This is a genomic window from Nostoc sp., from assembly GCF_036917315.1.
Taxonomy (GTDB): Bacteria; Cyanobacteriota; Cyanobacteriia; order Cyanobacteriales; family Nostocaceae; genus Nostoc.
Genome location: NZ_JBALDR010000050.1, coordinates 207,600 through 229,976 on the forward strand (window position 1 = coordinate 207,600; position 22,377 = coordinate 229,976).

The window sequence follows — 22,377 nt, forward strand, 5'->3', positions numbered from 1 at the left end:
TTTTCAGTTTAACTGGTAAAAATCATCACTTTACCTCTTTGCTTATACCTGGTCTAACACCTTGACTTTAGCTACTGATTTTCTAGCTGCGACCTGATGAATCGGCAACTCAACCACAAACTCTGTACCTTTGCCAAGTTCAGATTGGCAGTATATCTTGCCGTTATGTTTTTCTGTGACTATCTGATAGCTGATAGACAGTCCCAGTCCTGTGCCTTTACCGACAACCTTGGTAGTAAAAAATGGATCGAACAGTCGAGAGAGGACTTTTTCATCTATGCCGAATCCGTTGTCGGCGATGCGAATGACAATCCAATCTTTATTGAGCAGAAAGGTAGAAATTTTAATTTTGCTGGGGTTTTTTGCCAGTGCTTCAGAAGATTCCTGCGTGGTTCGTTCTTCTAAGGCATCAATGGCATTGGACAGCAAATTCATAAATACCTGATTCAACTGACCGGGATAGCATTCTATTAGAGGTAAAGTGCTATAATCTTTGCTCACATGAATGGTGAGGGTATCGGCTGAGGGCTTCAAACGGTTTTGCAAAATCATTAATGTACTGTCGATGCCTTCGTGAATATTTGCTGGTTTGAAGTCAGCTTCGTCTAGGCGCGAGAAGTTCCGCAAAGAGGTGACAATTTCCCGAATGCGTTCAGTACCTACCTGCATGGACTGGAATAATTGAGGTAAATCCTCGACCAAATAAGCTATTTCGGCTTTTTTGAAGAACTCTTGGATTTCTGGTGCGGCATCAGGATAATGATGCCAATAAAGCTGCACGTAGCGAAGCAATTCTTGCGTGTATTGGTGGGCGTGTTCCAAGTTGCCGTGGATGAAATTAATCGGGTTATTAATTTCATGGGCAACTCCCGCCACCAGTTGCCCCAAACTGGCCATTTTTTCAGCGTGGATAATTTGCATTTGGGCAGTACGCAGTTCATTCAGTGCTTGGGCGAGTTGATTCGCTTCTTCACGAGTTTGACCCAGCAAACTGGATTGTTGAAACAAGTTGGCTTGACGCAGTGCTACGCTGAGTTGAGCCGCCACTTGGGTGACAAATTCCAATTCCGCTTCTTCCCAATGACGTGTATGGGTGCATTGATGAATGCACAACAACCCCCACAGTTCATCACCTTCCATCAACGGCACAATAATCTGTGCTTTGACTTGGAATCGCTCAATTACATCCAGATGAGGGACTTTGGAGCCAACGCTGTTGACATCAGATATTACTTGCACTTGCCCTTGACGATATTGGGGTGCGTATTGATCGCCGAAGCAATAGTCTTGCACCTTCACGGCGAGGGCGGAATCGAACTTGGGTAAGACATCTTCAGCAATAAATTCACCGCTGCAAAAACCGACATTCGGATCGAAGCGGAAAATGCCAACTCGATCTGTATTTAGCGATCGCCGCACTTCCTGTACTGTAGTCTTAAGGATCGTCTCTAAATCCAAGGATTCCCGAATTTTGACAACCAAATCAAATAAAATCCGCCGCTGTTCAGCCGATTGTTGCAGTTCATCAGCGCGAGTTTGAATTTGAGTCACCATTTGAGAACTTTGCAGTGCTACACCCAGTTGGCTAGCAACCTGTCCCAAAAATTCCACTTCCACGCTATCCCACTGGCGCGGTGCGGAATGTTGATAAGCAGCCAATAATCCCCACAGATTCCGTCCCACAAAAATTGGGATTAGGGCATAAGCGCGAATCTTGAACTGCTCCAAAATATCGAGGTGACAGCGCGAGTGTCCAGCTTGATAAATATCCTCTACAGCAAAATTTTCGTTGTTGCGGTAGCGTCCACCTTTGGTTTCTTGGAGATGAGTATCTTCCCAAACGAGATTTTTGCCAAAAGGATTGATGCTGTCCCACTGTGCCTCAACCATGCCGAAATTACTGACGAATTCGCCACTCCAGTCTTCATTGAAGCGATAAACGCCAACTCGCTCAACTCGCAGCAGTTTACATACTTCTTGGCAAGTAGTTTTTAGGATTAAATCAATATTCAGGGAGGAACGAATTTTCCCAACCACTTCAGTTAATGCTCGTTGCCGAGCGATCGCATCTTGTAGGGCAGAAGCTTGTTGTTTTGACTGAGCTAAATTCTCGGCTTGCTGAATCGCCACTCCCAATTGTGCCCCTACCTGTCCGAGAAACTCCACTTCGTAATTTGCCCATTGACGCGGCCCGGAGTGTTGATAGGCTGCTATCAGTCCCCACAGTTTTGGGCCGATGAAGATGGGCGCTAAGGTATATGCCCGAATCTTGAATTGCTCCAGAATGTCGATGTGACAACGTGCGTGTCCGGCTTGGTAGATGTCGTTGACAACAAAACTTTCGTTATTGCGGTAGCGTCCACCTTTTGTTTCTTGGAGGTGGGTATCTTGCCAAACTAGATTTTTGCCAAAGGGATGGATTCTATCCCACTGCGCCTCTACCATCCCGAATTGGCTGACAAATTCGCCGCTCCAATCTTCATGAAAGCGGTAAATTGCTGCCCGCTCTAACTTCAGGAGTTTGCAGAGTTCTTGACAGGCAGTGTCTAGAATAATTTCGGTATTTACAGACGAGCGAATATTTCCTACCACTTCCGTCAAAGCCCGTTGCCGCGCGATCGCATCTTGCAGTTCTGCTGTGCGTTGTTTAGTCTGTTCTAAATTTTCTGCTTGCTGCATTGCCACACCAAGATGGCTGGCAGCTTGAGCGAAGAATTCGACTTCGTGAGGATACCATTGCCGAGGAGCGGAGTGTTGATAGGCTGCCAGCATTCCCCACAATTTTGCACCAATAAAAATCGGTGCGATCGCATACGCCCGAATCTGAAACTGTTCTAATACTTCAATATGACAACGAGCGTGCCCTGCATCGTAAATGTCAGCCACAGCAAACGGCTCATTTTTGCGATATCGCCCTCCTTGGGTTTCTTGCAAATGCGAATCTTCCCAAACCAAATCCTCTCCAAAGGCAGTCAATGCATCCCAAGGATGTTCTGCAAAGCCAAAACGATTGAGAAAACTACCGCTCCAGTCAGTGTTAAAGCGATAGATTGCAACTCGCTCAATCTTCAATTGCCGACAAATATCTTGACAAGAAGTCGAACAGAGAGATTCGATGTTTACAGATGCGCGAATCTTAGCCAGAATCCTCGCCAATATTTTTTGATATTGAACCGTGAGATGTAACTGTTTGTGACACTCTTGCAGGTCTAAGTGGTTCGACGCTTCATAACTGTTCGTTGTCATAAAGTATAAAGAAAATACACTACCTGCTTTCAGTATTCCCTTGTTTATTTGTAATTGCTCAACTAGTCTTGGTTGGTGGAGAGTCTTGATTACTTGTAGCTTCCAGTGCGGTTTTTAGTTTCTGGATTTCCTTTCATAGCTCTACTATCAAGGCTTCTGTTGCCTCCTTTGATAGTTGTTCGAGGTCGGGCAGTTTTTGTATTTATTCAGTTAATCTATATATCGTCCTCTTGTTAAGAGTGTTGAGCGATTGCAAAATAAATTCATAATTAATTTTGGGTATAGAGCAGTGTAACTTCAATTATGAAAAATAGAAAACTAGTGAGTATTTTTATTCAGAGACACCGGGATTTATCTGTAGTTTAAAAATTACATAAAGAACTCATATTGATTGCGTGAAAAAGCTCAGTATAATTCAAAAAACCTTCTTGCTCTTGCCTCTTACCTACTAAACCAAGTAAGTTCTCCAAATCAAAACGGATTCCGATATTTCTCTCTTGCTGCCAACAGAATTCAAAATATAGAAAGCCTGACTACTACTCAAGATGTAATAAATATTAGGGCGCACAGCTAGCTGTGCGCCCCTACGAATTACCTATATTCCAACCTAAGAAAGTTTTGGGTTATGAAATCCAGATTACTTAGTAATGATTCAGGTTAATCCCAGCTTCTTTTGCCATTGCTTCTAACCCATTAATTTGTAGGGTTTTAATTGCTTTGGTAGACAACTTTAATCTCACCCAGCGATTTCCGGCTTCCCACCAAACACGCTTGTTTTGCAGATTAGCGTGCTGAAGGCGTTTAGTACGGCGGTGGGAGTGGGAAACAGCAAAGGCGTTATTTGCCTTCTTACCAGTTAGTTCACAGCGACGGGACATAGCAAGTATCTCCAGATTGTTATTTTAATACAGCCTTTCCATTTTAGGTCTTAGGCAGCAGAAGTGGGGAGATGAGGGGGAAGGGGAGCAAGGGAGCAGAGGAGCAGGGGAGGCAGGGGAGGCATTGGTTCAATAACTATTAGTTATTGAACCAATGCCCAATGCCCAATACCCACTCACCACTATTTACTCGCTTGTTCCGTCAGCTTGGTGAGTACCTCATTCGATCGCTCGACGAAAGATTTCATTCCCTCAGCGTCAAATCCTTTCTGAGACATCAGCGCTAAATCGTAAACGTGTTGGCAAATCAAGTTGACTAACTGATCTGTAGACGATTCACCGTCACCTTGGATAATACTACCTTGGTTCAGATTTGCCAGATTTTGAATTAGCGGGTGAGCTGTATTCACCAGCAAAATGTGATCTTCGGGAAACTCTGCTGTTCCCTGCTGCATCATGGCGTTCATTTCACGCAGGCGGCGGAGAATCTCTGGTAAAAGCACGATCGCAGGTGGTGTACCTTGAGGATCGTCTGATTTCAACGCTTCGGTACGGATGTTGAGTTTGGGTTTGTTGAGAGATTTCTCAAATAACTCTTTGATCGTCTCACTCCGAGTTTTATTCGTCTTGGGATCGACAATTTCCTTATCTTTATCTTGTTCCAGCAGGGTATTGTCTAAATCTGAGTCTACCCGCGTAAACTTGACATCCTGATATTCCCGCTCTAGGAAGTTGATAAAGTGGGTGTCAATGAAGGAGTCCATAAACAGGACTTCCAAACCTTGATTTTTGTGCAGTTCTATGTATGTAGATTGGGTTGCTTCATCGGTGCTGTAGAAAACTCGGTTTTCGTTGCGTTCTTTGTTGCGTTCTAGATACTCTTTCAGCGTAGTATAGGGAGCGCTGGGTGCTGAGTCAGAACTGGGTGAAGGAGTGACATCTTGCCAAGCATCGCCGTCTGAAGACTGTACTTCAACCACTGGCGTTTCAGCCGCAACTTTTTCTGTCAATTTGGCGGTGGTGCAGAAGACGATGATATCTTCGATTTGTTTTTTGAATTTCTCGTCGTTGAGAACGCCGAATTTTACAAAGGTGCCGAGGTCTTTCCACGCGCTAATGTATTGTTCGCGGTTGTCGCGGAAAAGTTCTTTGAGGCGATCGCCTACTTTCTTGGCAATGTAGTCACCAATTCTTCGCACGGTGCGATCGCCTTGCAAGGCACTCCGCGAGACGTTTAGGGGAATATCGGTACTATCAATCACACCCCGCATTGGCATCAGAAATTGCGGGATAATTTCTTCGCAGTTGTCGCTGACAAAAACTTGATTGCAAAATAGCTTGATCTGCCCTTTCGTAACATCTACATCCGGTCGCATTTTCGGGAAATACAGAATCCCGTTAATGATAAAGGGATAGTCTGTATTTAGATGTACCCATAACAAAGGTTCTTCCTGAAAAGGATACAGGTAGCGATAAAACTCTAAATAATCTTCTTGAGTAAGATTACTCGGAGACTCTCGCCACGGTGCTTTTTGCTTATTTATTACTTCGCCATCTAGTTTAATTGGGACTGGCAAAAAGTCGCAGTATGTCTTGACAAGATTCTTAATTCGTGCTGATTCGAGAAATTCCTCTTCTTCCCCTTGCAGACTGAGAATAATAGTAGTACCGCGAGTTGTCCGGGAAGATTCTTCGAGAGTGAAAGCTGGAGAACCATCACAAGACCAGTGAACCGCCTGCGCTCCTTCTTGGTAGGATAGGGTATCAATTTCTACCTTTTGCGCCACCATGAAGGAAGAGTAGAAACCAAGACCGAAGTGGCCGATTATTGGTTGATCTGATTTGCCTTCATACTTATGAATAAATTCTTCAGCACTAGAGAAGGCAACCTGATTGATATATTTCTTAACTTCATCTGCGGTCATCCCGATACCGTTATCGGAGATGGATAGAGTTTTCTTATCTTTGTCAATGGCAATTTCAATTTCTGGTTCGCCGATGTCTCCAGCATAATCGCCGGCGCGGGATACCATTTTTAGCTTTTGGATGGCGTCTACAGCGTTGGATACCAGTTCCCGCAAGAAGATTTGATGATCTGAGTAAAGCGACTTCTTGATGATCGGGAAAATATTATCAGTATGAATACTGATAGTGCCTTGTTCTAGCATAATTGGTAGTTTTCGATGTTAGTATCTGAAACGATGATAGTAGGTAATACAACCTAGCCATCTGTTTTCCAGGATAAACCCGGAGAACACAGAAGGACATGATACCAATTAGGATTTTAAAAGCATAGCTGAGGCGATGTCTACGACGGGCTGCGCCTACGCACCTTTTTTGAGCATTGTTTGCCGCCATTTTCTGATTCGGATTCCCCTACTTCCGACTTTCCACTCCCCACAGATTGCTGTTTAAGTATTACTAGAATTTTTCTCCAACACCAAAAAATAATGGTATGGATAAGTGGGATCGATAAATTCTTGCTTAACAGTTAACCCAGCTTTGGCAACAGAGTTTAAAATCCGCGTTTTCGGATAACCTTTTAAACCCATTTCCCAGCAGTGTTCGTCACAGACTGGCGTTGTACTCCAGAATTTGGGAACATTGAATAGTAAATGCCTTGGTCTGCCTGAGAAAGAGGTTTTGACCTGAAACGAGAGGTATTGAGTGCAATAGGGAATCGAAATCACCAAAAATTTCTTAGTTGCAATAGCAAGTTTTCTCAATGCTTCTTCTGACTGTTCGTAGGGGAAGTGTTCTAGCACTTGAAACAGGACAATCGCATCAAATTTATCTTTTGGTAAGGAAAAATCTGTAGTCAAATCCAAAATTATTTCTGGTTTGAGGCTGGGGTCAACATCAGCAGTGGAGACGTTGTATCCATTATTCTTCAAGATGTCTGTTAACAGAGAATTAAAAATCCCAATTTCCAGAACGTTTTTTACCTGATTACCCAGCGAAAAAATTAGACGCAACTGGTGATGGTAACTGATGAGGCGATTTTTGGATAAATATTCTGAATTTCTAATATCTAACGAGCTGATGAGTTGCATAAATAAGCCTACCTAAGCTGAGAGATTAATAAATTTGGTGGGTATACAACTACAGGATTCCCGAAACAATCATCAAAGTAACAGTACCTTGTTTCGTTTGTATACAATACATCTCCTAGAAGGCTACGGTGTACACACATCTTAGTAATGATGCCCAAACCCTGGATTTACCCCCCTTAATCCCCCCTTGTAAAGGGGGGAAATAATCCGGTTCTCCCCCTTGGCAAGGGCAGGGCTGTTTCATTCCCTAAAAGACTCTGATTTACAAGCGTTTCAAGCAAAAAAGTCAGGTGACTAAAAAATCTGATTGGGCAATAAAATCGCGATCGCACTTAAATTTACTCGTTGAGGTGGTAGCTTTTATTTTCCCCAATCAAGCAAATTTCTGACTCATACTCTTGACAAAATCTTTAAGAGATCGAATGAAACAGCCCTGCTTGGCAAGGGGGAGTTAGAGGGGGTGAGAAGGACTTGTGTGTACACAGTAGCCTAGAAAGAGAGAGGCTTTGAAGGCGGATCTTTAAGGGCAAAATATCACTAACACCAAGCGTATTGGGTTAACGAGTAGGATTCTACGCGCTAAAGTATTTGGCTAACGGGTGATAGGTAATAATCGCAGTGGTAGACTGTTCTGGATAAAGTTGTTCGCTTTCATCCATATACAAGTTAATCCTGTCAGTCTGCAATAACTCCAGTTGCTTGTATTGGTCTTGAATATTTGGACAAGCTGGATACCCAAAACTATACCGCGAGCCACGATAGCGTTGTGCCAACATATCCCGAATATTGTCGGGTTCTTCAGCAGCAAAACCTAACTCCCGGCGAATTCTGGCGTGTGTCCATTCAGCTACAGCTTCCGCTACCTGCACCGCCATACCGTGGAAATACAGATAATCGGTGTATTGATTGGCGGCAAACAGCTTTTGAGCGAACTCTGTGGCAATTTCCCCTACAGTCACCGCTTGCATTGGGAAGACATCAATGATTCCCGATTCCTTCGGTGCAAAGAAATCTGCTATGCACAGCCGCCTTAAAGACTTCTGTCTGGGAAACTCGAAAGTCGTAACCTGCTGTGATTGATTCTCTGAGTCATATATGTGTAGAGAATTTCCCTCAGACTGACAAGGGAAATACCCATAAATCACCTGGGGATGCAACAGATTTTCTTCAATAATTCGCTGTTTCCAAGTTTCTAAAACTGGGTATACTTTCTCAGCCAAGAAAGCCTGATATTCTTCCTTAGATTGTTCCTTTGGTTTGCGGAATTGCCATTGTCCAGCAATTAAAGCTTGTAAATCTAAATGCCAGAATATTTCCTCGATGGGAATATCGCTAGGCTGCAACAATTTCGTTCCCCAAAAAGGTGGGGTGGGACGTTCAATATCTACAGCCACAGCTTCGGAACGTCTTGTATCTACTACTTTTGGTTCAGCAGATGTTTCTTCAGCAGTTGTAGCTTTTGGTTCTTTGTGACCATTTGTCGAAACTTCAGCCGTTTCAACTTCGTTCAAAAATCCTTGCAAATCTTGCCAGTTATCAGCAGCTTTTGCTGGCATTAATTTATCCATGAAGTGCAAGTCAGAAAAGGCATCTTTGCCATAAACAACTTTACCTTTGTAGGTATTTTGGCAATCTTCATACACAAATTTGGGAGTCAGCGCCGCACCACCTAAAATCACGGGGACACTAATTCCCTTTTCATTGAATACCTCCAAGTTCTCTTTCATGAAGGCGGTGGATTTCACCAACAAACCACTCATGGCAATACAATCAGCTTTGTGCTGTTCGTAAGCGTTGATGATATTTTCCACCGGCTGCTTAATTCCCAGGTTAATCACCTTATAGCCGTTGTTGGACAAGATGATATCTACCAAGTTTTTACCAATGTCGTGGACATCGCCTTTAACTGTGGCAATGATAAAGGTTCCCTTGGCGTTGTTGCCTGATTCTGATTTTTCCATGAAGGGTTCGAGAAACGCCACCGCCGCTTTCATGGTTTCCGCAGATTGCAAGACGAAGGGTAGCTGCATTTGTCCAGAACCGAATAATTCCCCGACAACTTTCATGCCATCTAGCAAAAAGGTGTTGATAATTTCTAAGGGGGGATGTTCTTCTAAGGCTTTTTTCAGATGTTCTTCTAAGCCAATGCGTTCGCCGTCGATGATGTGGCGTTTCAGGCGTTCTGGGATGGGGAGACTTTCATCTAAGGAGCGATCGCGCTTAGTTGTCACCCCGGCAAAGGCTGTGGTAAGCTCTCCCAAGGGATCGTAAACGCAAACATTACCTTCAAATTTCCGCTCATCATAAATTAACTGCCGACAGATTTCTTGATGGCGCGCGTCAATCTTCGAGAGCGGTAAAATTTTGTTAGCGCTGACAATGGCTGCATCCATTCCCGCCGTCGTCGCCTCGTGTAAAAACACCGAGTTCAGCACCATCCGCGAGGCTGGATTCAAACCAAAGGAAATATTGGAAACACCCAAAATCACATGACATCCAGGCAATCCTTCACGAATCCGCTGGATAGATTCAATTGTGGCTTTACCGTTTTCTCGGTCTTCTTCAATCCCGGTGGAAATTGGTAACGCGAGGGTATCAAAGAATATTTCTGTGGGTGGTATGCCGTATTCTACAGCTTGACGGTATGCGCGTTGGGCGATCGCAAATTTCTTATCTGCTGTCCGCGCCATTCCATCTTCATCGATAGTACCAATGACTACACCAGCACCGTACTTTTTGGCTAAATCCAACACTTTCAAAAAGCGCTCTTCCCCATCTTCGTAGTTGGTGGAGTTCAGCAAACACTTACCACCGGCAACCTTTAAACCCGCCTCCATCTTTTCCCATTCGGTGGAGTCAAGCATTAAAGGCAATGTCACATTATTGACAATGCGCGAAACTAATTCGTGCATATCTCGCACGCCGTCGCGTCCCACATAATCGACGTTGACATCAAGGATGTGTGCGCCTTCTTTGACTTGCGCCCTCGCCATTGAAACGAGTCCATCCCAATCTTCGGCATTTAGCAAATCGCGGCACTTCTTGGAACCACTGGCGTTAAGACGTTCGCCAACAATCAAGAAAGAATTATCTTGATCGTAAGGCTGAGTGGTGTAAATTGATGCTGCTGCTGGTTCTAAGCTAGGTTGTCTAACTTTTGGCTTCAGGTCTTTAGCAAGTTCTGCCAATTGTTGAATGTGTTCTGGACGCGTCCCACAGCAACCCCCGATCACTTGGACACCCAAATCTTCAACAAAATGCATCAGCGACATCCGTAATTCTAACGGTGTTAGGCGGTAGTGCGCTTGACCGCCGACGTTCTCAGGTAAACCCGCGTTGGGTATACAAGAAACTATAAAAGGTGAATGTTCTGCCAAATACTTGATATGTGGTTTCATCAAGTCCGGACCTGTGGCACAGTTTAGACCGAGAATATCAATTGGGTAAGGTGCCAAAATTGTCAGCACCGCACTGATTTCTGAACCAACCAACATTGTGCCCATGCTTTCCATTGTCACAGACACCATCAACGGACGGCGATCGCCTTTTTTGGCAAACACTTCTTCAATGGCATTCAGCGCCGCCTTAATTTGCAGCACATCTTGGCAAGTTTCCACCAGGAATAAATCGACACCACCATCCCACAGCGCTTCTGCTTGTTCGGCAAAAGTAGCTTTCATAGTGTCAAAGTCAATATGTCCCAAGGTAGGGAGTTTCGTTGTGGGGCCGATGGAACCTGCCACAAACCGGGGTTTTTCTGGCGTGGAAAATTCCGCCGCTACACGCTTCGCCAATTCTGCGGCTGTCTTACTGAGGTAGTAGGCTTGGTCTGCCAAGTCATATTCTGCCAGCACCAGGGACGTACTGCCAAAGGTATCGGTTTCAATGACATCAGCACCAGCAGCGAGGAAGTCGCGGTGAACCTTAGCGACTGCTTCGGGTTTCGTGTGGACTAAGTATTCGTTACAACCTTCATACTGTGCGCCGCCGAAGTCTTCAGCAGTCAGGTTTTGGGTTTGTAAGTTAGTTCCCATCGCCCCGTCGAAGACGAGGACTGGGCTATCTGGACTACGCAGGCGTTCAAGGAAAGGATGAGTCATATTTTCCTAGAAGAAATGAGGATATCAAGTGAGTCTTGTGATACTCGACTTACTTTATTATTTTCCAAGATTGTGATATTTTCGGCATCTTTTCATAAAGTCTGTTTTGCTGAAACTCACTATTCGCTCATTTTGACCTGATTTCTCAAGATTGACGACGACAGAATTATGCAAAAGCCGTCAAGGAATAATTGATGAGTCCATTCTTTGTAGAGACGGCGATTTATCGCGTCTCTCTAACGTGTCAGTTTTTTAGACGCGATAAATCGCGTCTCTACATGAGGGGTTTCTGGCTTATCCCAAGCGTATTGGGATAAAACTGGTGACTTGTGTGTACACCGTAGCCAAAGCATCGGGGGGTGGGGTGTAATGACTGTGGCTAGCATAACTAAATTATGCGGATATGATATCACTCTAGAAGTCGCTGGCTCACAAACAAAGTCCTGAAAATGTTGAGTTGAGGAAGGAAACGCAACCTACATTGGAGTTATTTTTTAGGCAAAACCTACACAGTATTGGCACAGGTGGGGTTTCACTTGATTCTACATATAGTCAGATGAAATATTTCCGCCAAGTTTCTTATCTTGGAATCACAGCTTAGAGTTGTCACTGCGTTCAGCTCAAAGATGGAAAAAACACCAGGAGTATAACTTGAGTCCTACTATGGATTTAAATTCTTTGTTTAATCTAAATACATTTATTGAATTATTACTGGGGATTAGTTTGAGCGCGGCGGCTGGCTTCAGAGTATTTGTACCACTGCTAGCATTGAGTGTGGCTTCAGTTTTTGGACATTTAGATTTGCCGACTAACTTTGATTGGGTAGAAACACCTCAAGCTGTAATTGTTTTTGCAGTCGCTTGTTCGCTGGAAATTATCGGGTATTACATTCCTTGGTTGGATCATCTGCTGGATATTGTAGCCACACCTGCGGCATTTATCGCCGGGACAATTGTCACAGCATCTGTTGCTCCAGAGATGAATCCACTGGTGCAATGGACGTTAGCTTTAGTTGCTGGTGGTGGAACCGCAGGATTAACTCAGGGATTAACGAATATATTGCGGATAAGTTCTACAGGCGTTTCCGGTGGATTAACCAATCCAGTTGTGTCAACCATTGAGTTGGTCATTGCAATCGGACTGTCTTTGCTGGCGCTAGCTTTACCAGTGGTAGCAGGAACGATCGTGATTGGTTTACTGATAATAGCTATTCAAAGGCTCTGGAATTTCTTCTTGAATAAACCATCTTCTCAAATTAACGAAACCGTCTCTCCCTCAAGAGAATTGGGATAAGTAGTTATGGATTGATTTCATAGCTGCGACACCGAATAGCCCGTCGTAGACATCGCAATTATAAAGCGATCGCAGTCTTAGAGTGTGTTAGCGCGAAAGCGTAACGCACCTTTGATACTCGTGAATGAACCTCAGAGCTTCGTCGATGAACCTCAGAGCTTCGTCGATGAACCTCAAAGCTTCGTCGATGAACCTCAGAGCTTCGTCGATGAACCTCAAAGCTTCGTCGATGAACCTCAAAGCTTCGTCGATGAACCTCAGAGCTTCGTCGATGAACCTCAGAGCTTCGTCGATGAACCTCAGAGCTTCGTCGATGAACCTCAGAGCTTCGTCGATGAACCTCAGAGCTTTGTCAATGAGTCTTTTATCTCCGTTAACGAGTCTTTTATACTCGTGAATGAGTGAATGTTATTGCGAGGGTAGTGATGTCTACAACGGGCTACACCTACGCACCCTGCTAATTTAAACATTACAGCCCTTTCTATGCAGATAGAACACATTAATCTAGCCCCACTCCCCATAACCTGCGATACACTAATCTGGTAAATATCGCTACAGAGTTGGTGAGGTTTGCACGTGACAAACGAAGAACTGTTGCAAATTATTGAACGAGCTGCAAGGGAAAAGGAAACGGTGCTAGACCTCTCTTACAATCAACTCAACAACCTGCCGTCAGAAATTAGCCAACTCTCCAACTTGACTGAGCTATGCCTCTATCAAAATCAACTCAGTAGTCTGCCGCCAGAATTCAGCCAACTTTCCAACTTAACAAGGCTAGACCTCTCTTACAATCAACTCAATAGTCTACCGCTAGAAATCAGCCAACTCTCCAATTTGACTGAGCTATTCCTCTCTGGCAATAAATTGAGTAGCCTACCGCCAGAAATCAGCCAACTCTCAAACTTAACAAGGCTAGACCTCTCTTACAATCAACTCAATAGCCTGCCGCCAGAAATCAGCCAACTCTCAAACTTGACAAGCCTATCCCTCAATAACAATCAATTCAGCAGCCTGCTACCAGAAATCAGGCAACTCTCAAACTTGGCTGAGTTATACCTCTCTTGCAATCAATTGAGTAGCCTGCCGCCAGAAATCAGCCAACTCTCAAACTTGACAAAGCTAGTCCTCATTCACAATCAATTGAGTAGCCTGCCGTCAGAAATCAGTCAACTCTCAAACTTGACAAAGCTAGTCCTCGATGAAAATCAACTCAGTAGCCTGCCGCCAGAAATCAGCCAACTCTCAAACTTGACTTGGCTATGCCTCTATAAAAATCAACTCAGCAGTCTGCCGACAGAAATCAGCCAACTCTCCAACTTGACAAAGCTAGTCCTCTCTGGCAATCAATTGAATAGCCTGCCGCCAGAAATCAGCCAACTCTCAAATTTGACTGAGCTATTCCTCTCTAATAATCCACAATTAAGCTCGCCGCCGCCTAAAATTGTTGAGCAGGGAACGCAGGCAATTTTGAACTATCTTCGAGCCAGGTTAGAAGCTAAAGGATAATATCTTTCTAAACTGCTAGTAGTTGGTGAAGAGAATGTGGGTAAAACATCATTAACAGCGCTACACGATGAAGATTTTCACACCCACCAATCCACTACCCACGGCATTGAAATTAAATAGCTTTTAACAGCACCATTGCAGGGATTATCAAGGTATATTTGACTAGAATTAAGGTATTATAGCGATTATTATTTGGATACTATAAGCGGTAGGGGTTTACGGAAGTGCGCCTCTACAACTGACACGCCAGTTTAGCTATAAATTAATATCTACCGTTTTACGGGTATTATAAAAATGAAGTTTACAGACTGGGTGACTAGGGTACTACTAATCTGGCTGATGTTCGCCACTTTAATTGCAGTGCTGCTAATTGGACGAGCAACAAAATTACACAACAATCCGACAACCTCCCGTGCATCCAATCCACAGGTTACAGCTTTCAGTAAATATCCCCAGGCGCAATTTCAATCAGCGAAAGAGCCAGAGAAGAAATTTCAAAATGTTATCAAGTCCCCAGTCAAGACTAACCAGCCTTTAGCAAGGTACATAACCACTCAAGCTTTTGCACAGTACAGACCTAATTATCAAGTTGCTTCAGTCGATCCAAGTAACTATGGTGAACGTTACACCCAAGATGTTAATGGCATTCCTCTCAGCAACCAACCAATTATCGTCATCCATGAAACTGGTTATTCTGCTTCTAGCGCCATCAATTTCTTTCAAGTAGCCCATACTGATGAAGGTGTGCAAGCAAGTTACCACGCTTTAATCAAGTTAGACGGAACGGTAGTTTATCTAGTACCACCAGACAAGCGGGCTTTTGGTGCAGCTAACTCTGTGTTTGATGGTTCTCAGGGAGTGGAAACTGTGCAGACTAATCCAACTTTACCCGCGTCTGTAAATAATTTTGCTTATCACGTCTCTTTGGAAACACCGCCAGATAGTTATGACAGTGGCAGTCAACAAACCCATAGCGGCTACACGGAGGCTCAATATCATTCTCTTGCTTGGTTAATTGCTCAAAGTCAAGTTCCAGACGATCGCATCACTACGCACCATTTAGTAGACCGTTCTGGTAAAAAAGTTGACCCGATAAATTTTGATGGTCATAAATTTCTCAGCTTACTTAATACTTATCGTCAGGTTAGACCAATTTATCGAGTCAGCAAATAATTCAGATGAATAAGAGATCCCCCAACCCCCTTAAAAAGGGGGCTTTTTATATCCCCCCCTTAAAAAGGGGGGTTAGGGGGGATCGAGTTTTCAGGTTTTTGAGTGCATAAGTCCTATTTAATTTTGAATTGTTAACTTGCTCAAGAAGGCGCGATCGCGTCAAAATAAGAGTTAAGACGCTGTAATCTAACTTAACAATGACCATAACGCAGCTTGAGCAAATTTCCCCTCAACTAACGCCGCCAAATGAGCGGGGATATGAATATGATTTGGTAATTGTCGGCGGTGGGATTATTGGGTTAACTCTAGCCTCTGCTTTAAAAGATTCTGGCTTGAGTGTCTTGCTGATTGAGGCGAAAGTGGCATCAGCGGCGGTAGCCAAGGGACAAGCTTATGCAGTTCACAAACTTTCGTCGCTGATTTATGAAGGTATTGGTGTTTGGGACAAAATGTTGCCGCAAATCGCCAAGTATTGCCGAGTCCGTCTTTCGGATGCCGATCATCCCGATGTGGTGGAATTTACCACAGATGATATAAATACAGCAGAGTTGGGTTATGTGGCGGAACACCAAGCCCTGTTGCAGCCGTTGCAAGATTTCGTCCAAAATTGCCCCAATGTGACTTATCTGTGTCCGGCGGAAGTGGTAAATACGCAGTACCAGCAGAATATAGTCGCCATTGAGATAAAAATTGCCGATCGCCTAAAGATAGTTCGCAGCAAATTAGTTGTAGCAGCAGATGGATCGCGATCGCCAATTCGGCAAGCTGCTGGAATCAAAACTTCGGGCTGGAAATATTGGCAATCTTGCATTGTGGCATTTGTCAAACCAGAAAAACCCCACAATAACACCGCTTACGAAAGATTTTGGTCTAGTGGGCCTTTTGCGATTTTACCTTTACCGGGGAACCGTTGCCGCATTGTCTGGACTGCCCCCCACGAAGAAGCAAAAGCTTTGTGTGCTTTAAATGACGAGCAATTTTTGGCGGAACTAACCCGCCGCTATGGCGATCAGATGGGTAAATTGGAATTACTAGGCGATCGCTTTGTTTTTCAAGTACAACTCATGCAAAGCGATCGCTATGTTCTCCCCCGCCTAGCATTAATTGGTGATGCGGCGCACAATTGCCATCCCGTCGGCGGACAAGGTTTAAATTTGGGCATTCGGGATGCAGCGGCTTTAGCGCAAGTAATTCAAGCAGCGCACAAGGCGGGTAAAGATATTGGCGATATTAAGATTCTCAAAAGTTATGAACGCTGGCGCAAGCTAGAGAATTTGACAATTTTAGGTTTCACCGATTTGTTAGATCGGATGTTTTCTAATAATTTCTTCCCTGTGGTGGTAGTTCGTCGCTTGGGTTTATGGTTCTTGCAGCGAGTACCGATATTAAAAGTATTTATGCTGAAATTGATGATTGGCTTAAAGGGGCGGACTCCAGAATTAGCAAAACGCTAAGACTTGAGAACGCGATCGCTGATATGTTTACTTGATTAAATTTGCAAAAAGTTAGCGATCGCTTGCGGTAATGGCAGAATAATTACAATCAACAAAGCCATTGCCAGTAACCCCCAAACGTCACGTTTGTTATCCAGTTCAGTGACATCATTCAGCGCAGGTTCATCAATCAACGGCATAAATAATAAGATAATCGCCCACACCAAAAATTCTTCCCGAACTAAAGAAAGTAGCAGCAACAACACGCGAGCAATTTGACCAATTACGATCGCAGTTCGTTGTCCAAACATTGCATGGACAATGTGACCTCCATCTAATTGTCCCACAGGCATTAAATTTAAGGCTGTGACAATTAGTCCTAAAAAACCTGCTACTGCAACTGGATGCAAATCGAGGGCTGATTTTGCTGTTAACTGACTTCCCAAAGCTAACTTCGAGAGTATAGCCAGTAAAATTGAATACTTGGGATTGAGAGCATCAGGATTTAAAAGTCGGGTTTTTTCAGTCAGCGAAACTATATCAGAATGAGCTAAACCCCATATTAGTAATGGCAAGGTAATAACAAAACCTGCAATTGGCCCAGCGATACTAATATCAAATAAAGCTTTGCGGTTAGGAATAGGACTACGCATCTGAATAAATGCGCCAAAAGTTCCCAAGAAGAAAGGCACGGGAATAAAGTAAGGCAACGTCGAGCGAATCTTGTAGAATTTAGCTGTCAAATAATGCCCAAGTTCGTGAGTACCCAAAATAGCCATCAGCCCTAAAGCATAAGGTAATCCCTTGAATAGGACCTCTGGGTTAGATAGAAGTTTGAACAAAGATCCAATTTGCCAGATAGGCGGCAGAGTAACACCAGCATTTTCCACTCCCACCAAGGTAGTGGTGATCAAAGTAGCTGCTAGCAGTATCAGCGCTAATCCTGGCCGAGTTAAGCGTTCTTGGTCGCGTCGTGGTGTATTTCTCTCTTTAGCAGCTTGAACGTTAGGAACCAACACAAAGAAAGGTTTCTCATTTAAACCTTCTTGAAAAATCAGCAAGAAGCGATCGCCAAATTGTGCTTCAATATTAGTTTTAATCTGCTGGTAAGCGTTGCTGGCTTGAGTTCGCAACTGACCCCGGCAAATCACAGATTGTGGACGATACTCAATATTTTGAACGTAGTATACAGACCAAGGAAAACAATTTCGCAGTTGAGTTTCTTCGCCTGGTTCAATGGGACGCACTATTGGTTCTGGGGTAGGCTGGATAGTCGGTTGTGATTCTGAGGCTGGGGTTTGGGCTTCGGTCTGTGTATCTCTTGGTACTTGACGCCCCCATTGAAACAACATCCAGTACAAGACTGTGCAGACAAATACCGACCAGAGGATCAGCCCTGGTGGTGGAGGTTGTTTCGCCCCGTAGATTAGCGTCCATCCACTCAACAGGAATGCTGGTGTCATTAAAACCAGCCACAACAACCATACTGGTGTGCGGGTAATGAGAGCAACACTGCGCTGCACCATTAGATAAGTAGCTAGCCCCAGCAGGAGGATAAACAGAAACCAAAATGCCATGTTCTCTTCAGTAATTTTGACAAAACGCCCCACCAGTAGCTTCAGCACCATAGCATTAACTACAAGGCAGACCTCAAATCCCAATTTTCTTCACAATGGTTAACAGTGCTGGTTAATGCTCAAGTTGCAATTCTTGAGAATTTCCGCACTGTAATCAAATTGTCCACAACTCCTCAGTTTCGGTTCTTTGATTATGTGCCCTTTACCTCAACAGCCAAGTCATACAACTAAGCCACCACGGGCTGTCTTCCCGGACGAAGTACTCAGCGGAGGTTCTCTGCAATCGGACTTCGCACAAGAGAGCATTTTTGCTTTTCCACCCAATCGGGACACATTAGGGGGAACCTCTTATTTTATTGTAAGAAATGAAGGCAATATCCTCATAGATTGCCCTGCACTAGAAAAAACAAATCAAGATTTTTTGCGATCGCATGGAGGCGTGCGTTGGTTATTTATCACCCATCGCGGCGCCATTGGCAAGACTGCTGAATTTCAGCAAGACTTTGATTGCGAGGTGCTGATTCAAGAGCAAGAAGCGTATTTATTACCAGGCTTAACCGTAACTACCTTTAGGCAAGAATTTACTCTTGATGCTGCAACACAAGTGATTTGGACACCAGGACATTCTCCCGGCTCATCTTGTCTCTACTACAGCGAACTTGGAGGTATATTATTTTCTGGTCGCCATTTACTCCCTAACCAGCACGGTCAAGCAGTACCATTACGGACAGCTAAAACCTTTCACTGGCCAAGGCAAATTCAGAGCCTTCAATTATTGTTAGAACGTTTTACACCAGAAACTCTCCAGTATATTTGTCCTGGAGCTAATACAGGGTTTCTTAGAGGTAAGCGAGTTATAGATCGAGCTTATCAACACCTCGCCTCTCTAGATTTACCAGGTTTGCTGGGGATACAACCACTTTAGAGGTCGCAGGGCTATTCGCTCTCATCATAAATGTCAGTATACTGCTGGGGAGCGAGGTTTTTCTGGAGTCAGTTTAAGGCGTGTTAATTTACGAGGAAGTAACTTTAGTAACATTGACTTCAGTGGCGCAGATATATACGCTACTATTCATCCGAAAAAATGACAGCATGGTTATGCATCGGATTAAGATAAGTGGAAGTAGCTGTTTACACTAAAACTTTGGAAAAATCAGCAGAAAGTAGACAATGGAAGATAATAAAAGCTTTCAGCAGCAAGTAACAAAAATAAAACCTCCGACTAATGAAGCAAAGAGTCGAGTTCGGCAAATTGCTGCGATTATAGGCAGTGTCACTGGATTATTAGGTATTAGTGGTGTTGCAGCAGTAGGATATTATGCATTTGTACCGCCGCCCATAAAACGGTTGCCACTTTCGCAAAATCTGATTTCTTTAGAATCATCAGTAGGGCAGAAAATATTAAGTTCTACTCAGATAAAACAAGATTACACGCCACTTATTACTTATCTAGAAACTCAAAAACGTCCCGCTTATTGTGGTGTTGCCAGTGCAGTAACGGTGCTTAATGCTTTAGGCAAAGGTGAAAGTAAGTATCAGCGTCTCGATCAAGAAAGTTTTTTCAATGGCGTTGCTCAAAGTGTTCGCTCACCTTATTTAGTCACTTTTTTTGGTATGAGCCTTGATGAGCTAGCAGCACTTGTGCAAAGCCATAATCGTACTGTGGAGATATATCATGCATCAAGCACTACGTTAGAACAATTCCGTACCCAAGCCAAAGCAAATTTAAAACACGATAAAGATTTCATAATTGTCAATTACGACCGTTCGCAGATAGAGCAAACTGGTGGAGGGCATATCTCTCCGATCGCAGCTTATTCCGAGAAAATGGATAAATTTCTAATTCTGGACGTATCGACTTATAAATATCCTCCTGTTTGGGTTTCAGCCTCAACACTTTGGGCGGCGATGAATACTGTTGATGTTCTTACCAAGAAAACGCGGGGATACTTAATAGTTAAGAGGTAGGCGCATTCGCAGAGCGTCTGTCTGCGACACGCTGTTCGCGTTCGTAGAGAAGCGGCTTACCCCAGAGGAGACACAGAGAAGAAAGAAATTCTTAACTGAAATATCTTGAAGTTTAATCAAGATTTTGGTGGAGCGTGAGTGCATGGCTACAACAACTCGGTGATAGAAAATAACCGTTGTCGGTCTATTTGTTGAAGCTTGATTTTTTCAGCGTAAAAAGCCTGATAATAATATTGATACCGCTCTGGTTCCGCTTCTGGATCGGTTTGTTGCCATAGTTCCAAAAAGTGACGATAGCGTTTTTCAAGCATCACTAAATCCATACAAGCGATCGCAGCTTGAACTACTTGCGGAGTCCGCAGTATTTCTTTTTGGTTTTTTTCATCCACATGAAATAAATGGGAAATTAACCCAATTTCGCTGTCAAATTCTAAGAACCGATCTTGGAGACGGGAAATTAAATCTGGTAGAGACGAAAAATTTTGCGTCTCTCCATCACCGGATGAAATTTCTAAAATCTGTTGCCATAAAAATCGGTGGTGGGAAAGGCTAAATTGCAAATCTCGCTCTTCTAGTTCGTCAACAATTAGTTGACGCTGTTCGGGACAATGCAAGTAAATTCGTAGTAATAATGCCTCTGCGTGTTCTAAAAGGCTGCGTTCTGTAGAGAGTGGGGAGTTGGGACTTGTACTGAGCGTAGCCGAAGTAATGGAGAGTGGGGATTTACCACCTCCCCATGCTTTCTTCGCTGATACGGGCTTAGAATATGTCGCCGCAGCTGGAGCAATTTGAGTTAGCAGATTTTCGACTCTTAGGGGTATAAGTCTGGTATCTCCCAAGCTGAGTATTTCTGCACAGTAGGAAACGTAATAGTTGCGTGTATCGCTGTTAGCTATATTTTTAAGTAATTTGACTATTTGCTGAGTTACTTGCTGAAAATCAGTAGCCTGTTTTAAATCACGGTCTTGAATAATTTGCTGAATCTGCCAGTCTAGCCAAAGTGGCGCATTTTTTAGCAGTTCTCCATAATCTTCTGGAGTGTGACTATGCAAGTATTCATCAGCATCTTTGCCATCAGGTAAATTGAGAATTTTTAGCTGAACTTCCCCCTTGTATGCTAATTCAGCAATTTCACCAATCGCCCGTTCGGTTGCATTGGTTCCAGCTTTATCAGCATCAAAGTTGAGTACTAATTGTTTCGATTCGGTGTAGCGTAAGATTAACCGGACTTGTTCTAAGCTTAAAGCTGTACCGAGTGAGGCGATGGCGTTATTAATACCAGCAGCGTGGAGAGCGATCGCATCAAAATATCCCTCTACCACCACGGCTCGATCGAGTTTAGAAATTCCATCTTTGGCTCGATCGAGGGCGAATAAAGTTTTACCTTTACTAAAAAGTTCGGTTTCGGGTGAATTCAGATATTTAGGCTGTTCATCAGTTAGAGTTCTTCCGCCAAAGGCAATGACGCGCCCTTGAACATCACGAATGGGAATCATGAGGCGATCGCGAAATACATCATAATACCCGCCCCCTTCCCGGCGTGGCTTAATCAATCCCGCTTTTTCCAGTATTTGCACTGGGTAATGTTTATCTTCCACTAAATAACGATAGAGAGTTTCCCAACCTGCGGGAGCATAACCTAAACCAAATTGCTGTATAGTTTCTTCTTTAAATTGGCGGTTAGATTGCAAATATTGAAGTGCCTTTTGTCCTTGGGATTGTCTTAAGGCGTGTTGATAAAACTGGGCTGAAGAAGCGAGAACTTCATATAACTGTTCGCGCAAAGATAGCTGACGCTGTAATTCTTGACGTTGTTCGGGTTCTAGGGTTTGCACTGGTACTTGGTAACGCCGTGCTAAATCCAGTACCACATCAGCAAAAGAACGCTTTCCCAACTCCATGACAAACTTAATAGCATTTCCCCCAGCTTGACAGCCGAAGCAATAGTACATTTGCTTAGTCTGGCTGACGGTGAAACTGGGAGATTTCTCATCATGGAAGGGGCACAAACCGACAAAATCCTTTCCTCGTTTGCGTAAAACTACGTATTCCGAGACGACATCTACAATATCAGCTCGTAGTTTAACTTCCTCAATTGTGTCTGGGTGCAAGCGGGGGATTTGCATGGCTTTGTCATTAGTCATTAGTCA

At 43.8% G+C, this 22,377-nt stretch carries 16 protein-coding genes; 9 read left to right on the forward strand and 7 right to left on the reverse strand.

The window, feature by feature from the left end; translation table 11 throughout:
* Positions 1-42: 42 nt before the first annotated feature.
* The 5 genes from V7K84_RS24295 to metH form a co-directional block, all read right to left on the reverse strand.
* Positions 43-3,246 (reverse strand): GAF domain-containing sensor histidine kinase, encoded by a 3,204-nt coding sequence (locus V7K84_RS24295; protein WP_334841815.1) that lies wholly within the window; start codon positions 3,244-3,246, stop codon positions 43-45.
* A 641-nt stretch (positions 3,247-3,887) separates the two neighbouring features.
* Entirely contained in the window at positions 3,888-4,124 is a 237-nt protein-coding gene (gene rpmB / locus V7K84_RS24300; protein WP_094350731.1) for a 50S ribosomal protein L28, read from the reverse strand.
* 182 nt (positions 4,125-4,306) lie between these two features.
* The gene (htpG, locus tag V7K84_RS24305; protein ID WP_334841817.1) at positions 4,307-6,292 is read right to left on the reverse strand and encodes a molecular chaperone HtpG; all 1,986 of its coding nucleotides are present in this window, start codon (positions 6,290-6,292) and stop codon (positions 4,307-4,309) included.
* Positions 6,293-6,535: 243 nt separating this feature from the next.
* Entirely contained in the window at positions 6,536-7,177 is a 642-nt protein-coding gene (locus tag V7K84_RS24310; RefSeq protein ID WP_094350733.1) for a class I SAM-dependent methyltransferase, read from the reverse strand.
* Between the two features lie 572 nt (positions 7,178-7,749).
* Positions 7,750-11,277 (reverse strand): methionine synthase, encoded by a 3,528-nt coding sequence (metH, locus tag V7K84_RS24315; protein ID WP_334841818.1) that lies wholly within the window; start codon positions 11,275-11,277, stop codon positions 7,750-7,752.
* Between the two features lie 663 nt (positions 11,278-11,940).
* Between metH and V7K84_RS24320 the strand changes: the two genes are divergently transcribed.
* The 6 genes from V7K84_RS24320 to V7K84_RS24340 all read left to right on the forward strand — a co-directional run bounded on the left by V7K84_RS24320 (position 11,941) and on the right by V7K84_RS24340 (position 16,703).
* Complete coding sequence (locus V7K84_RS24320) at positions 11,941-12,570, forward strand: DUF4126 domain-containing protein (protein WP_334841819.1); 630 nt, start codon at positions 11,941-11,943, stop codon at positions 12,568-12,570.
* Between the two features lie 124 nt (positions 12,571-12,694).
* Positions 12,695-12,967 carry a hypothetical protein gene (locus tag V7K84_RS24325; protein WP_334841820.1) on the forward strand — a complete coding sequence of 91 codons (273 nt, stop codon included), beginning with the start codon at positions 12,695-12,697 and terminating at the stop codon, positions 12,965-12,967.
* A 179-nt stretch (positions 12,968-13,146) separates the two neighbouring features.
* Entirely contained in the window at positions 13,147-14,076 is a 930-nt protein-coding gene (locus V7K84_RS24330) for a leucine-rich repeat domain-containing protein (RefSeq protein WP_334841822.1), read from the forward strand.
* Between the two features lie 12 nt (positions 14,077-14,088).
* On the forward strand, positions 14,089-14,196 hold the full coding sequence (locus V7K84_RS34325) for a hypothetical protein (protein WP_442940989.1): 108 nt from the start codon (positions 14,089-14,091) through the stop codon (positions 14,194-14,196).
* A gap of 174 nt (positions 14,197-14,370) precedes the next feature.
* Positions 14,371-15,249 carry an N-acetylmuramoyl-L-alanine amidase gene (locus tag V7K84_RS24335; protein ID WP_334841824.1) on the forward strand — a complete coding sequence of 293 codons (879 nt, stop codon included), beginning with the start codon at positions 14,371-14,373 and terminating at the stop codon, positions 15,247-15,249.
* A 197-nt stretch (positions 15,250-15,446) separates the two neighbouring features.
* Positions 15,447-16,703, forward strand: a complete 1,257-nt coding sequence (locus V7K84_RS24340) for an FAD-dependent hydroxylase (protein ID WP_334841826.1) — start codon at positions 15,447-15,449, stop codon at positions 16,701-16,703.
* Between the two features lie 35 nt (positions 16,704-16,738).
* Here V7K84_RS24340 and V7K84_RS24345 read toward each other — a convergent pair whose 3' ends face one another.
* Positions 16,739-18,259, reverse strand: coding sequence for a site-2 protease family protein (locus V7K84_RS24345; protein WP_334841854.1), 1,521 nt, complete (start codon positions 18,257-18,259; stop codon positions 16,739-16,741).
* A gap of 193 nt (positions 18,260-18,452) precedes the next feature.
* On the opposite strand from V7K84_RS24345, the gene V7K84_RS24350 reads away from it, so the two are divergent.
* From V7K84_RS24350 to V7K84_RS24360, 3 genes are all read left to right on the forward strand, one after another.
* Positions 18,453-19,184 (forward strand): MBL fold metallo-hydrolase, encoded by a 732-nt coding sequence (locus V7K84_RS24350; RefSeq protein ID WP_334841827.1) that lies wholly within the window; start codon positions 18,453-18,455, stop codon positions 19,182-19,184.
* Positions 19,185-19,197: 13 nt separating this feature from the next.
* On the forward strand, positions 19,198-19,347 hold the full coding sequence (locus tag V7K84_RS24355) for a pentapeptide repeat-containing protein (protein WP_334841856.1): 150 nt from the start codon (positions 19,198-19,200) through the stop codon (positions 19,345-19,347).
* An 82-nt stretch (positions 19,348-19,429) separates the two neighbouring features.
* Positions 19,430-20,227 carry a phytochelatin synthase family protein gene (locus tag V7K84_RS24360; RefSeq protein WP_334841828.1) on the forward strand — a complete coding sequence of 266 codons (798 nt, stop codon included), beginning with the start codon at positions 19,430-19,432 and terminating at the stop codon, positions 20,225-20,227.
* A 146-nt stretch (positions 20,228-20,373) separates the two neighbouring features.
* Here the strand turns inward: V7K84_RS24360 and dnaG are convergent, their stop codons facing one another.
* Positions 20,374-22,353 (reverse strand): DNA primase, encoded by a 1,980-nt coding sequence (dnaG, locus tag V7K84_RS24365; RefSeq protein ID WP_334841858.1) that lies wholly within the window; start codon positions 22,351-22,353, stop codon positions 20,374-20,376.
* Positions 22,354-22,377: the final 24 nt, after the last annotated feature.

Excerpts from the sequence above, each read along its gene's own strand:
- V7K84_RS24295 (WP_334841815.1), bottom strand. The coding sequence starts at position 3,246 with ATGACAACGAACAGTTATGAAGCGTCGAACCACTTAGACCTGCAAGAG.
- rpmB (WP_094350731.1), bottom strand. The coding sequence starts at position 4,124 with ATGTCCCGTCGCTGTGAACTAACTGGTAAGAAGGCAAATAACGCCTTT.
- htpG (WP_334841817.1), bottom strand. The coding sequence starts at position 6,292 with ATGCTAGAACAAGGCACTATCAGTATTCATACTGATAATATTTTCCCG.
- V7K84_RS24310 (WP_094350733.1), bottom strand. The coding sequence starts at position 7,177 with ATGCAACTCATCAGCTCGTTAGATATTAGAAATTCAGAATATTTATCC.
- metH (WP_334841818.1), bottom strand. The coding sequence starts at position 11,277 with ATGACTCATCCTTTCCTTGAACGCCTGCGTAGTCCAGATAGCCCAGTC.
- V7K84_RS24320 (WP_334841819.1), top strand. The coding sequence starts at position 11,941 with ATGGATTTAAATTCTTTGTTTAATCTAAATACATTTATTGAATTATTA.
- V7K84_RS24325 (WP_334841820.1), top strand. The coding sequence starts at position 12,695 with ATGAACCTCAGAGCTTCGTCGATGAACCTCAGAGCTTCGTCGATGAAC.
- V7K84_RS24335 (WP_334841824.1), top strand. The coding sequence starts at position 14,371 with ATGAAGTTTACAGACTGGGTGACTAGGGTACTACTAATCTGGCTGATG.
- V7K84_RS24340 (WP_334841826.1), top strand. The coding sequence starts at position 15,447 with ATGACCATAACGCAGCTTGAGCAAATTTCCCCTCAACTAACGCCGCCA.
- V7K84_RS24345 (WP_334841854.1), bottom strand. The coding sequence starts at position 18,259 with ATGGCATTTTGGTTTCTGTTTATCCTCCTGCTGGGGCTAGCTACTTAT.
- V7K84_RS24350 (WP_334841827.1), top strand. The coding sequence starts at position 18,453 with ATGTGCCCTTTACCTCAACAGCCAAGTCATACAACTAAGCCACCACGG.
- V7K84_RS24360 (WP_334841828.1), top strand. The coding sequence starts at position 19,430 with ATGGAAGATAATAAAAGCTTTCAGCAGCAAGTAACAAAAATAAAACCT.
- dnaG (WP_334841858.1), bottom strand. The coding sequence starts at position 22,353 with ATGCAAATCCCCCGCTTGCACCCAGACACAATTGAGGAAGTTAAACTA.